At 65.8% G+C, this 12283-nt stretch carries 10 protein-coding genes; 2 read left to right on the forward strand and 8 right to left on the reverse strand.

The window, feature by feature from the left end:
- The first annotated feature begins 36 nt into the window (after nucleotides 1–36).
- On the forward strand, nucleotides 37–1725 hold the full coding sequence (ligB, locus tag ACDK93_RS02575; RefSeq protein ID WP_458071024.1) for an NAD-dependent DNA ligase LigB: 1689 nt from the start codon (nucleotides 37–39) through the stop codon (nucleotides 1723–1725).
- A gap of 13 nt (nucleotides 1726–1738) precedes the next feature.
- On the opposite strand, the gene ACDK93_RS02580 is transcribed toward ligB, so the two are convergent.
- From ACDK93_RS02580 to dinG, 5 genes are all read right to left on the reverse strand, one after another.
- Nucleotides 1739–2137 (reverse strand): YchJ family protein, encoded by a 399-nt coding sequence (locus ACDK93_RS02580; RefSeq protein WP_458071025.1) that lies wholly within the window; start codon nucleotides 2135–2137, stop codon nucleotides 1739–1741.
- Nucleotides 2138–2179: 42 nt separating this feature from the next.
- Nucleotides 2180–2776 (reverse strand): DUF938 domain-containing protein, encoded by a 597-nt coding sequence (locus ACDK93_RS02585; RefSeq protein WP_458071026.1) that lies wholly within the window; start codon nucleotides 2774–2776, stop codon nucleotides 2180–2182.
- A gap of 64 nt (nucleotides 2777–2840) precedes the next feature.
- Nucleotides 2841–3038: a hypothetical protein gene (locus ACDK93_RS02590; RefSeq protein WP_458071028.1), complete on the reverse strand. Its 198-nt coding sequence runs from the start codon at nucleotides 3036–3038 to the stop codon at nucleotides 2841–2843.
- Between the two features lie 126 nt (nucleotides 3039–3164).
- Nucleotides 3165–3743, reverse strand: a complete 579-nt coding sequence (locus ACDK93_RS02595) for a HutD/Ves family protein (protein ID WP_458071029.1) — start codon at nucleotides 3741–3743, stop codon at nucleotides 3165–3167.
- Nucleotides 3740–5845 carry an ATP-dependent DNA helicase DinG gene (dinG, locus tag ACDK93_RS02600; protein ID WP_458071030.1) on the reverse strand — a complete coding sequence of 702 codons (2106 nt, stop codon included), beginning with the start codon at nucleotides 5843–5845 and terminating at the stop codon, nucleotides 3740–3742. Before dinG ends, ACDK93_RS02595 begins: the two co-directional genes overlap by 4 nt.
- A 242-nt stretch (nucleotides 5846–6087) precedes the next feature.
- Here dinG and ACDK93_RS02605 point away from each other — a divergent pair, with 242 nt between their 5' ends.
- On the forward strand, nucleotides 6088–9042 hold the full coding sequence (locus ACDK93_RS02605; RefSeq protein ID WP_458071031.1) for an EAL domain-containing protein: 2955 nt from the start codon (nucleotides 6088–6090) through the stop codon (nucleotides 9040–9042).
- A gap of 30 nt (nucleotides 9043–9072) precedes the next feature.
- Here the strand turns inward: ACDK93_RS02605 and ACDK93_RS02610 are convergent, their stop codons facing one another.
- The 3 genes from ACDK93_RS02610 to bamE all read right to left on the reverse strand — a co-directional run bounded on the left by ACDK93_RS02610 (nucleotide 9073) and on the right by bamE (nucleotide 12118).
- On the reverse strand, nucleotides 9073–9765 hold the full coding sequence (locus tag ACDK93_RS02610; RefSeq protein ID WP_458071032.1) for a DsbA family oxidoreductase: 693 nt from the start codon (nucleotides 9763–9765) through the stop codon (nucleotides 9073–9075).
- Nucleotides 9766–9848: 83 nt separating this feature from the next.
- Complete coding sequence (locus ACDK93_RS02615) at nucleotides 9849–11510, reverse strand: NAD(P)/FAD-dependent oxidoreductase (protein ID WP_458071033.1); 1662 nt, start codon at nucleotides 11508–11510, stop codon at nucleotides 9849–9851.
- A 170-nt stretch (nucleotides 11511–11680) separates the two neighbouring features.
- Complete coding sequence (gene bamE, locus ACDK93_RS02620; protein ID WP_458071034.1) at nucleotides 11681–12118, reverse strand: outer membrane protein assembly factor BamE domain-containing protein; 438 nt, start codon at nucleotides 12116–12118, stop codon at nucleotides 11681–11683.
- Nucleotides 12119–12283: the final 165 nt, after the last annotated feature.

Raw genomic sequence — 12283 nt, forward strand, 5'->3', positions numbered from 1 at the left:
CTAGGCTTCGGTTTCCACCACGGACGGGTGATATCGATGCGCAAAGCATGGCTGCTGCTGATGGTTTTTCTCACCGTACGCTGCAGTCCCGACGTGCGAGCACAAGATTGCCCGGCCTGGTCGCGTGCGCAGGCAAGCGCAGAAATGCTCGCCTTGCACGATCGGCTGGACGGCTGGAATCGTGCGTATCGTGCGGGCGATCAGTCGCCCGTCGACGATGCGGTTTACGATCAGGCCCTGCAACGTTTTCTGCACTGGCGACGCTGCTTTCCGGAACAGGCGCTGGCGGTTCCTGCGCATCTGGCGGATGCGAGCGGCAACGTGCGTGCGCCGGTCGCGCAGACCGGCCTGGCCAAACTGCCCGATGCGGCGGCGGTCGCCGCGTGGATGCGTGCGCGCGGAAACAAGGATCTCTGGGTGCAGCCGAAGGCCGACGGCGTGGCCGTGACGCTTTTGTATATAGACGGCCAATTGAGCGAAGCCATCAGCCGGGGTGACGGCGTGCACGGTTCGGATTGGACGGATAAAGCCCAGGCCATCGATGCGATTCCCAAGCATCTGCCGCATGCGCCGGCGCGCGTGGTGCTGCAGGGTGAAATCTACTGGCGCATTCCTAATCATGTGCAGGCCGAGGATGGCGGCATCAACGCACGCTCGGCCGTCGCAGGCGCGATGGCGCGCGACACGCTCGACGCGGCGACCGCCGCACGCATCGGACTGTTTGTCTGGGACTGGCCGACGGGCCCTGCCGACATGCCGTCGCGACTGGCAGGCATGCAGGCCATGGGCTTGAGCGATGGGGTGAAATACACGCAGGCGGTGCATTCCATCGACGATGTGCAGCGCTGGCGCGAGCAATGGTATCGCCACGGCGTGCCGTTCGCGGCCGATGGCACGGTGGTGCGTGAGGGTCACCGGCCAGCCGCATCGAGCTGGCAGGCCACGCCGCCGGCGTGGGCCGTGGCGTGGAAATATCCGGCGGCGCAGGCGCTGGCCGAAGTGCGGGCGGTAACCTTCACCGTGGGTCGCAGCGGCCGCATCACGCCCGTGCTGGAACTGGAGCCGGTGCAGCTGGACGATCATCGCGTGCAGCGCGTCAGCGTCGGTTCGGTGGCACGCTGGAAAGCGCTCGATATCCGTCCCGGCGATCAGGTCGAGATTGCGCTGGCCGGCCTCACCATTCCCCGGCTGCAGTCGGTGGTCTGGCGTACGCAGGTGCGCGCGCCGGTGACTGTGCCGGACCCGGATGCGCACGATCCGCTGAGTTGCTGGGCGATAGCGCCGGAATGCGAAGCACAGTTTCGCGCGCGGCTGGTCTGGCTCGGCGGCAAGCAAGGCCTGCATCTGGATGGTATCGGCGCGGATACCTGGCAGGCATTGATCGACGCGGGGCTGATCCACGATCTGCTGGACTGGCTTAGCCTGACGCCGACGCAGCTGGCCAAGGTGCCGGGTCTGGGTCAGGCGCGCGCTACGGCGCTGGCGCAAACCTTTGCCGACGCGCGCAAACGGCCTTTCGCCGACTGGCTGCGAGCGATGGGCATGCCGCCGGCGGCCGGTATGGCGTTGCCGGACTGGCCTGCGCTGGGCGCGCGCAGCGCGGAGGACTGGCAAACGGCGGGTGCGGGTCGTGCAAAGTCCGCGCATCTGGCGGCATTCTTCGAACATCCCGAGGTGCGCGCCCACGCGGCGCGGCTGCATGCGATCGGCGTGCAGGGTTTCTGATGCTCCCAACGAATCAGCGCTTCAAGTGCCCATCGAGGTAATACCACCGGCCGTCTTCCCGTACGAAACGGCTCGTCTCGTGCTGGCGCTGCGCGCGCCCGCCGCCAAGCCGATAGCGTGCGACGAACTCTACGCTGGCGTGGCTTTCATCCGCGTCGTGATGCTGACGAACGTCCAGTCCCAGCCAGGTGGGTGGGGGCCGCTGCGCCGATAGATTGAGTGATGCGGGTCGCGAGGTGGCGTGCCAGCTGGCCAGCAGAAAATCCTCGCGCTTCAGCACGTAGGCGCTGTAGCGGGCCCGCATCAGCTGCTCGGCGGACGCCGTCGGCTGGCCTTCGTGCCAACGGCCGCAGCAGGATTTGTATTCGCTTGGCATGCCGCAGGGGCAAGGCATGGTATCGATCGACTTCATGGCGTCTTTTTACGCGAATCGCGGAGCTTTACCCAGTGCGCATCAAACATCGTGGCGACGCCATACCCGGCAGCGATTGTTGGCCGGCATCGCAACGTCCTCGACCAGGATGAAGCCGGCGTGTGTCGCCAGCGCGTCCACTGCTTCAGTTTCGCGTATACCCATATGCGAGCCACGCGCCCGCAGCGATCGATCGAACGCGGCGTTGCTTTCGCTGCTGTAGCGGCCGCCCTCGTTGAACGGACCGTAGATGATCAGCGTGGCGCCAATCTCTGTCACGTGTGGCAACCGGGCGAACAGCTGCTGGACCTCGGACCACGCCATGATGTGCAGCGTGTTGGCACTGAACACGGCGTCGAAGCGATCGTCGGGCCATGGACCGCTCACGTCCAGCGGCAGCGCGGTCGGAGTATTCGACAAATCGGCCTCGTGCAGCCAGGCGCGAATGCCGGGAAGATTTTCCTCGCGGTCCGAGGCCTGCCAGATCAGCTGTGGCAAATGGCTGGCGAAATACGCTGCATGCTGGCCGGTACCGCTGCCGATTTCCAGCACCCGTCGGGCACCGGCAAAGTGCTCGCGCAACACGGCGAGAATCGGATCGCGATTGCGTTCGCAGGCAGGCGAATGTGGTTTGTTCATACCGTCAGTGCAACCGGAACAGGACGGTCGAGCCAGCCGCGGACGCCGGAATTACGCGAGCTACTCAGGCCGCATGGCCGCGCAGCACGCGCGCCGGCAGAAAAAGAATGGCGGTGAGCAGTGCGAATACGGCGCCGACCGTGATGCCGACCAGCCGGAACGGCAGGGCGATCAGCCAGACGATGGGATAAAGCACCAGCGCGAGCAGCGCCAGCGGCCAGCAAACGACCAGCAGCAATAGCCAGAGCACGAACCCGACCATGACACGCCCTCCGCGTAGGTAGTGCGACAACTCTAGCGCAGACGGCTGGCGCTGCGTAGATGACTCTCGACACCCTGCGGGGGCGATGTTCGGCATCTGGCGTATCGCCGGCGCGATGCCGAAGCCTCAGCCCCTGGGGCAAACGTGGATGACCACCGCCACGGCGCCATGATGAAGTGTGACGCGGCTCGGCGAGGAGCCGCTCAGCCAGGCGTCCCCGGCTTGCAGGACGCCGTCCGATGTCCCGATGTCGCCCCGTGCCGCATAGACCAGAACCACGTCCGACTCGAGTCGGTGTAGGCCGGGTTCGTCTAGCACCGCGACGTCGCCGCAAGCGTCGGAACGGCGCACCATCAGGTTGAAATCACGCGTCGGGCCGTCGATCAGCGCGACCGCCACGGTGGATTCGCCGGCAAATGCGAACGGCTTGAAACGCGTGTCCAGCGTATGCGTGCGATCGCCGTCCAGCGTCATGCGGAAGCCCGCGCCGTCAAGCAGCGCGATGTGCCGCTCGACGCCAGGGAAAGAAGAAAATGGCGCGGCGCTGTTTACTTCAGCAACGCTGACGCGCCATAGAAAATCATCCGTTCCGGATAGGGACGGCTGGACGGCTATTTCCCGTGTCGTGCCCATGCCGTTCTTCCACGGCGCGATGGGACAATCGTGTCCGCGAATAATCGAGGAGCGTTCAAGCGGCTTGTTCATGCGGTGCGCTCGATCACGCGCTGAAACGGCGGCAGCGCACGCAGCATGCCGGCGCCGTAGCGCTTCAGGATTACCCGGCGATCCAGCAGCACGATGCGGCCCTGGTCGGTTTCGTTGCGGATAAGGCGGCCGCAGTATTGCGTCAACAAGCGCGTCGCCTCGGGTACGCTCACTTCAAGGAAAGGATTGCGCCCGCGCGATTCCAGCCACTCGGCGTAGGTAGCGCCGACCGGGTCGGTCGGCACGGCGAACGGCAGCTGGGTGATCACCACGGTTTCGCACAGCTTGCCGGGCAGGTCCAGGCCTTCGCCGAATGAGGCCAGACCGAACAGCGTGCTGCCCTTGCCTGCCTCGATGTCGGCGCAGTGTTCGGCGACCAGCTGCGATTTGCCCAGTGAGCCCTGCGCGCGCACCTTGCGCACGTGGGCGATCGGCAGCTTCTGCAGCACGCGATCGAGCTTGGCGCGCGAGGTGAACAGCACCAGGTTGCCGGCGTCCCAGTCGAGGTTGTCGGCGAGCCACTCGCTGATTTCCTCGGCGTGCGCCTCGCGCGCTTCCGGCAGGGTGCGCATGGCAGGAATCTCCAGCCGCGCCTGGCTGGCCAGGTCGAACGGCGAGGGCAGGCTGAGGCAGACCGCGTCATCGGGCAGGCCGACCGCGTCGGCGAAGCCGCGAAAATTGCCGCCCGCGCTCAGCGTGGCCGAGGTCATCACCACGCCGCTGGCGTTGCCCCACAGCACGGCGCCGAGCATGCCGCCAGCAGATACGGCCGAGGCGTGGCAGACCAGCTGCTGGTCGCCGGTGAGGGTGACCCAGCGGGCCAGCGGCGGCGCGTTGTCGCTGTCGGTGGCGGCCCAGGATCGCCAGCAGCGCGCCTGTTTCTCCAGCCGCTCCAGCGCAATGCCGAGTTCGCGCGACAGCGCTTCCTGCGTCGGGCCGCCGTCGGTCATCTCGACCACGGCGCGGCGCACCGCATTGAGCCAGCGCTGGATCTCGTCGGTATAGACGCTCAGCACCCGCGCATGTTCTACCCAAGGCTCGGGCAGCTGGCCGAGCGAGCCGCGGTATATCGGCTCGGCCTCGGCGGGATCGGGCAGCCAGCCGAGGCGGATCTCGCGTTCGAGTTCTTCCAGCGCGTTGCTGAGTTCCTGCAGTTTTTCGTCGCCCTTGTCGAGGCTGATCTTGCCGATCGACTCCTTGTCGGTGAGCGAATAGGCGGCGTGCACCTGCCGGCCGAGCCGGCTGAGCTGGCGCGCGCTGAGGTTCATGTAGACCTCGGCGGTGCCGCGATCAATCGCCTTGGCCGCCACGTGGTGGCCCTCATCGAAGATGTACAGCGTTTCGTCCGGCCGCGGCAGGATGATGCCACCCCAGCCTTCGTCCTCGCCCGGCATGGTGAGGTCGGCCAGCACCAGATCCTGATTGGCAACGATGATCTCGGCGTCGTCCACCGCGCGGCGCGCGGCGAAAAACGGGCAGACCATGAAATGCGGGCACTTGCGGCTGGTGCAGCCACCGGCGCTGGTGGTCACCATGGGACGCAGCAGGTCGCTTACCGGCTCCGGCGCGGTGTCCATGTCGCCGTCCCATTCGCGGTGATCGAACGCGGCGCTGAGCTTGACCAGCGCCTGCTTGTCGCGCGGCGCCGGCGGCTTGAGCCAGATCGCCAGGTCGGCGTCCATGCCGGCCAGACCCATCTGGCCGGAGTCGTTGAGGCTGGCGGTGGCCGTGGCGAGATTGCGCGGGCACAGGTAGCGCCCGCGGCCCTTCGCCAGCGCGACCTTGGCCTCGATACCGTTCAGACGCAGATACTGCGGAATATCCCGCTGCACCAGCTGTTCCTGCAGGGCGACGGTGGCGGTGGCAATCAGCAGCCGCTTTTTCTGGAAACGCGCCACTTCGACGCCGGCAATCAGATAGGCCATCGACTTGCCGGTGCCGGTAGGCGCCTCGATCACCGCCACGCCGCCGGTTTGCGCGAGCGCCTTAGCGACCTCGGCGATCATCCTTCCCTGCGACGCACGCGCACGAAAACCCGGCAAGCCGCTTTTGATGCGTGCATAGGAAGCGCGGATGGCATCTTTTGTGCTGTCAGCGAGCATGTCGGGTGGAACGGCCTGTCAGGGGGCAGTGAGCGTGTCCGGCTTTCGGCGCTGCGGATGGACCATCGGGTGCGACTTGCGGCGCAAGATCATCCGGGCGGCGATCGGATAGTTTATCGGTATTGACGGTCGAACCTCTGCGCACGGCCGGTGCCGGCAGTGTGCCCATTGCCGGCAGCGTCGAAAGGGTATGCTAATCAAATGGCGCAAGCCGGCGAGCGGGGGCTCAGCAGAAACCGATAATGAACGATCACGGTGCGGTAACACCGGCGCCAGCCAGCAGTCAGATGCAGCTGAGCTGGCTGACTCGTCTGATCAAAGCGGTGAGCCCCGACGAAGTGGCCGGCGTTATCGTGAGGATTATCCTCGAACGGCCGACCTGCGAAGACGCATCGGTCGTATGGCGCATCGACAAGCCGGGCAAACATCGCAGCGTTCCCGCCACGTTGATCCACGACGAGGACTGGTCCTGGCTGCGTGCCAGTGTCGGTGCTGACCACGGCCTGTGGAGTCCGGCTGGCGATCGTCTGGCCATCTGCCTGTGCAAACGGCCGGAGCCGGCGCTGTTGATCGTGCGGGTGAAGCCCGGTTTTGAACGCGCTCCGGTGCCGGAAGAACTGCGCGCGCCGATCACGCTGGCCGGACAATATCTGCGCCGGGCCCTGGAATGGGCGCAGTTGCAGCATTCGCACATGCAGCTCGAACGCTCGGAAACGCTGCAGCGCGCGCTGTTCGCCATTTCCGATCTGGCCGGCTCCGATCTCGACATGCCGGACATGCTGCGTGGCATCCACGCCATCGTCAGCACGCTGATGTACGCGAAAAACTTCTACATCGTGCAGCTCAATCGCGAGCGCCAGACCATCCGTTTCCTTTACTTCGTCGACACCGAAGATCCGGTGTCGCCGGGCAACGGACAGGACATGCCGCTGCAGGACATCGAGCATTCGCTGACCTGGTACGTGATCCACGATGGCAAGGCGCGCATGGGCACCGCGGAGCAGCTGCTGTCGCAGGTGGAGGGGCCGGTCATCCAGATCGGTTCGGACAGCTGCGACTGGCTGGGCGTGCCGATGCTGCGCGATGGCGAGCCGGGCGGCGCCCTGGTGGTGCAGAGCTATCAAGCCGGCATCGAATTCACCCGGGATGACATGAACCTGCTGGAATTCGTCGGCAGCCACATTCTTACCGCGCTCGAACGCAAACAGACCAAGGAGGATCTGGAGCGCCGCGTGGAACAGCGCACGCTCGAACTGGCGAATGCCAATCGCGGCTTGCAGCAGGAGGTGCTGGAACGCCAGCGTGCCGAGCATCTGCAGACGGCGCTGTTCCGCATCGCGCAGCTGGCCACGGCCGACATCGATCAGCAGGAGTTCTATCGCCGCGTCCACTCGGTGGTGGGCGAGCTGCTGAATGCGGAAAACTTTTTCATCGGTCTGCTCTCCGACGATCGCCAGCAGCTGATGTTTCCCTACGCGGTCGACGCGGTCGACGAGCCGCCTCCCAGCCGCAAACTAGGCCGCGGGCTGAGCGAATTCGTGCTGCACAGTGGCATTGCGCTGCGCGCCGACAATACGGACATCGAACGGATGGAAACGCTCGGCCAGATTGCCTCGGGCCGCACCGGCTCGCCTGCGCGCTGCTGGCTCGGCGTGCCGCTGATCGTCGGCGACGAGGTGATCGGCCTGGTCACCGTGCAGAGCTATACCGCGGAAAACGCCTACGGACCGGCGGACCAGGAGCTGCTTACCTTCGTGGCCACGCAGATCGCCAACAGCCTGACGCGTCGTCGCTCGGCCGAATCGTTGCGCCGCGCCTACGAGCAGCTGGAGCACCGGGTCGAGGAACGCACCCAGGCGCTGCGCAAGGAAATCATCGAACGCGAACGCATCCAGGATCAGCTCAAGCATCAGGTGATGCACGACTCGCTGACCGGGCTGCCCAACCGCAGCTATCTGCGCGATCGCATCAATCGCGTGCTCAACCTGCTCAAGCACGAGCCGCTGCACCGCTGTGCGCTGCTGTATCTGGACGTGGATCGCTTCAAGATCATCAACGACAGCCTGGGTCACCTGGCCGGCGATGAAGTGTTGAAAGAGGTGGCGGCCCGATTGGCCAGCTGCGTGCGCCATCCCGACCTGGTGGCGCGACTGGCCGGCGACGAGTTCGCCATCCTGCTGGAAAGTGTCGAAGACGCTTCGATTGCCACCGCGGTGGCCCAACGCGTGCTCGATACGCTGAGCGCGCCGATGCCGGTGGCCGGCAAGGAACTGCAGCCCACGGCCAGCGTCGGCATCGCCATTGGCGACAGCCATTATCACGACGCCGACGAAGTGCTGCGCGATGCGGACATCGCGCTGTACCGCGCGAAGGAACTGGGCCGCAAGCGCTACGAGCTGTTCGACGAGACGCTGGCGAAAAACGTGGTCGACGTGCTGGCGATGGAGGTCGACCTGCGTCGGGCGCTGCAGCAGCAGCAGTTCGAGCCGTACTTCCAGCCCATCTGCCGGCTCGACGGTGGCCAGGTCGTGGGGTACGAGGCGCTGATCCGCTGGAACCATCCGCAGCGTGGCGTGCTGCTGCCGGCGGATTTTCTCAAGATTGCCGAGGACAGCGGCCTGATCGAGGAGATCGACTGGCGCATGTTTGAACTCAGTTGCGGCCTGCTTGCCGGCCACGGCTCTGACGAGACCTTCATGACGTTCAACGTGTCGGCGCTGCATCTGCGCCACGTCGATTTCGATACGCGGCTGATCAAGATGCTGGAGCGAACCGAGCTGCCGCCCGCTCGACTGGTCGCGGAAGTGACCGAGGGCGCACTGCTGGACGACCCTGAACGTGTGCGCGGCACGCTCGATCGTCTGCGCAGCATCGGCGTCGGCGCGGCGCTGGATGATTTCGGCACCGGCTATTCCTCACTGAGCTATCTGCATTCGCTGCCTCTGCGCATGCTGAAGATCGATCGCGCCTTCGTGCTGGAGCTGGACAAGGAGGGCAACACCAACAGCACGACGGTGGTCGCCGCCATTCTTGCGCTGGCGCGCGCGCTCAACATCAAGGTGATCGCCGAAGGCATCGAGACAGCGGCGCAGCGCGACGCCCTGCTGGCGATGGGCTGCGAGATGGGTCAGGGCTATCTGCTCGGTCACCCCGCGCCGATCCGGCAGTGGCTGGAGCCGCATCCGCCGACCGCGTAGGCCCTAGTCGGCGCGCGTCGGCAATGCGGATCAGGCCGGCTGGATGATCTGCCGCAGCGCCTGCTCGAAGGCCTCCGGCGGCTGGCCGCCGGAAATCAGATGGCGATCGTTGATGATCGTGGCAGGCACCGACTGGATGCCGTGCTGCAGATAGAACTGCTCCTGCGCACGCACCTCATCGGAATACATGTCGCTGGCGAGAATGCGCGCCGCCTCGGCTCCATCGAGGCCAATTTCTTCGGCCAGCCGCTGCAGCACGGCGTGGTCACTGACATCGTCGCCATCGGTGAAATACGCGCGCAACAGCACCTGCTTCAGCGGCACGTGCTTTCGCTCAAGCTCCGCCCAGTGCAGCAGCCGGTGCGCGTCGAAGGTGTTGTAGACGCGGCTGTTGCGATCCATGCGAAAGGTTACGCCCAGCGGCGCGCCGCGCGCGCGGATGTTTTCGCGATTGACGTCGATCTGCTCGGCCGTGCTGCCGTACTTGCGCATCAGGTGATCGGTGGAGTTCTCGCCTTCGCGCGGCATGTCCGGATTCAGCTCGAACGGCTGGAAGTGAATGTCGGCCGCCACTTCATCGCCAAGATTGGCCAGCGCCTGGCGCAACGAGGCCAGTCCGATCGCGCACCAGGGACACGACACGTCGGAGACGAAATCGATCCTGATCGAAACGGGTTTGACGGGCGCCGGTTTGGCGGCAGAGGTTCTGGCTGGATCGGTCATGGGATTACCTGAGCGCGCGTGCGTGAAACCAACATATAGGGCCGCGCGGCGCCGCAATCAATTCCGCGGAAACGATTCGTGGTTCAGCGTGCGACGATGCTCAGCGCCACCGCTTCGGCGACCTTGATGCCGTCGACCGCCGCGGAAAGAATGCCGCCGGCGTAGCCCGCGCCTTCGCCGGCCGGATAGAGTCCGCGCGTGTTGAGACTCTGGAAGCTCTCGTCGCGCTTGATGCGCACGGGCGACGAGGTGCGCGTTTCCACGCCAGTGAGCACCGCGTCGTGCAGGGCAAAGCCTTTGATCTGACGATCGAACGCGGGCAGCGCTTCACGAATCGCTTCGATGGCATAGGCCGGCAGCGCACTGTCGAGGCTGCCCAGGGTGACGCCGGGCTTGAACGAGGGCTCGACGTCGCCGAACTCGCGCGAGGGCTGTGCGGCAATAAAGTCACCGACCAGCTGGCCGGGCGCGTTGTAGTTTTCGCCGCCCAGCGCGTACGCGTGACTCTCCAGCGCCCGCTGCAGCGCGATGCCGGCCAGCGGATGGATATGCTCGTCGGTGGAGGCCGGATCGAACGGCACGAAGTCCGCCGGCTCGATGCCCACCACGATCGCCGCGTTGGCGTTGCGCTCGTTGCGCGAGTATTGGCTCATGCCGTTGGTGACCACGCGGCCGGGCTCGGACATCGCGGCCACCACGGTGCCGCCGGGGCACATGCAGAAGCTGTAGACCGAGCGCCCTTTGCCGGCGTGATGACCCGTGACGTGATGCACCAGCTTGTAATCGGCGGCGCCGAGCAGCGGATGGCCGGCCTGCGCACCGAAGCGCGAACGGTCGATGATCGACTGCGGATGTTCGACCCGAAAGCCGATCGAGAACGGTTTGGCTTCCAGATAGACGTTGCGCTTGTGCAGCATCGCGAACGTGTCGCGCGCGCTGTGGCCGATCGCCAGCACCACGTGGTCGGCGAGGATTTCTTCGCCGCCTTCCAGGCTCACGCCGCGCAGCTGGCGCGTGCCGTCGGCAGCGATGTCGATCAGCAGATCGTCGACGCGGCTGCCGAAGCGGATCTCGCCGCCCAGCGACTGGATGGTGGCGCGCATGTTCTCCACCATCGTCACCAGGCGAAAGGTGCCGATATGCGGCTTGCTGACGAAGAGAATTTCTTCCGGCGCGCCGGCCTTGACGAATTCGGTGAGCACCTTGCGGCCGTGGTGCATCGGATCGCGAATCTGGCTCCAGAGCTTGCCGTCGGAAAACGTGCCGGCGCCGCCCTCGCCGAATTGCACGTTGGATTCGGGGTGCAGGTTGCGCTTGCGCCACAGGTCCCAGGTGTCCTTGGTGCGCTCGCGCACGGCCTTGCCGCGGTCCAGGATGATCGGACGAAAGCCCATCTGCGCCAGGATGAGGCCCGCGAACAGGCCACAGGGCCCCGTGCCAATCACGATCGGCCGCCGCGGTAGCGCGGCCGGTGCCTGGGCGACGAAGCGATAGCTGGTGTCTGGCGTCGGGCCGATATTTCTATCGTCGGCAAACTGCTGCAGCAGCTCGGCTTCGCGCGGCGTGTCGACATCCAGCGCATAGATCAGCAGGATCGCGCCGCGCTTGCGTGCGTCGTAGCTGCGCTTGGCCATCGTGAAGCTCAACGGTTCTTTCGCGCCCAGCTTCAGCCGCGCGCGGATGGCCTTGGGCAGCGCTTCGTCGGCGTGGTCCAGCGGCAGCTTGAGGTCGGTGATACGCAGCATGAGGGCGGGATGGGGTCGATCAAAGCGGCTGAGCGAGAAAGCTCGGTCGGCTATTGTCGATGCGATCGTACGGTCGGACAAGGCGCTTGATCAGCAGGGATCCCTGCCGCGCTCACCCGTACGCTTCGCCATCCGGCGCTGCGCTTGCGGCCGCTCGGTTATCGCCCGCCTTACGGCTGGCTCCACTGCTCCACGCGGCCGTTGCGGTCGAACTGGACGCTGCGGCCGTGCGTGTCCGGGTAATACCAGGTCGACGACCCCGGCAGCACGCGCGTATCGCCGGGCTTGCCGAGCAGCGCGGTGACCTGGCTGACGGTCATGCCCCGATGCAGCGAGCCCCAGTCGGCAGCGGTAGGGGCTGAAGGAATGGGCGGCATCGGCGGCACGGGAGCGACCGCAGGCGCCTGCATGGCGGCTGGTGCAACGCCGGGCGCAGCCGCGGCGGCAATGCCGGGTTTGATGCCCTGCAAGCGCTCCAGCGTGGCCACGCGCGCTTCCAGATCACGAATGCGCTGATCGGCGCTCGCGTCGATTGTTTGGGCAACCGCCCCTGTGCTGACAGCCAGGCCGAGAACCACCCACGTTGCCTTCGCCAGTGCATGTTGCATAACGCCCCCGAATGCTGAAGATGAACTGAGCCTAGCAGCAATCCGCCATCGGCCGGCGACGGCCAGAATCATCCGGCGCTGCCGCCGACGGATTCGACCTGGTGGCCTGAGACAGCGTCGAAATGCGCTCGCCGGTTGATCCACTACGTGCCGGTCACGGCGCGC

This window comes from Rhodanobacter sp. BL-MT-08 (assembly GCF_054161255.1).

Coding starts and splice junctions, on each gene's coding strand:
- ligB (WP_458071024.1), top strand. CDS start 37: ATGCGCAAAGCATGGCTGCTGCTGATGGTTTTTCTCACCGTACGCTGC.
- ACDK93_RS02580 (WP_458071025.1), bottom strand. CDS start 2,137: ATGAAGTCGATCGATACCATGCCTTGCCCCTGCGGCATGCCAAGCGAA.
- ACDK93_RS02585 (WP_458071026.1), bottom strand. CDS start 2,776: ATGAACAAACCACATTCGCCTGCCTGCGAACGCAATCGCGATCCGATT.
- ACDK93_RS02590 (WP_458071028.1), bottom strand. CDS start 3,038: ATGGTCGGGTTCGTGCTCTGGCTATTGCTGCTGGTCGTTTGCTGGCCG.
- ACDK93_RS02595 (WP_458071029.1), bottom strand. CDS start 3,743: ATGAACAAGCCGCTTGAACGCTCCTCGATTATTCGCGGACACGATTGT.
- dinG (WP_458071030.1), bottom strand. CDS start 5,845: ATGCTCGCTGACAGCACAAAAGATGCCATCCGCGCTTCCTATGCACGC.
- ACDK93_RS02605 (WP_458071031.1), top strand. CDS start 6,088: ATGAACGATCACGGTGCGGTAACACCGGCGCCAGCCAGCAGTCAGATG.
- ACDK93_RS02610 (WP_458071032.1), bottom strand. CDS start 9,765: ATGACCGATCCAGCCAGAACCTCTGCCGCCAAACCGGCGCCCGTCAAA.
- ACDK93_RS02615 (WP_458071033.1), bottom strand. CDS start 11,510: ATGCTGCGTATCACCGACCTCAAGCTGCCGCTGGACCACGCCGACGAA.
- bamE (WP_458071034.1), bottom strand. CDS start 12,118: ATGCAACATGCACTGGCGAAGGCAACGTGGGTGGTTCTCGGCCTGGCT.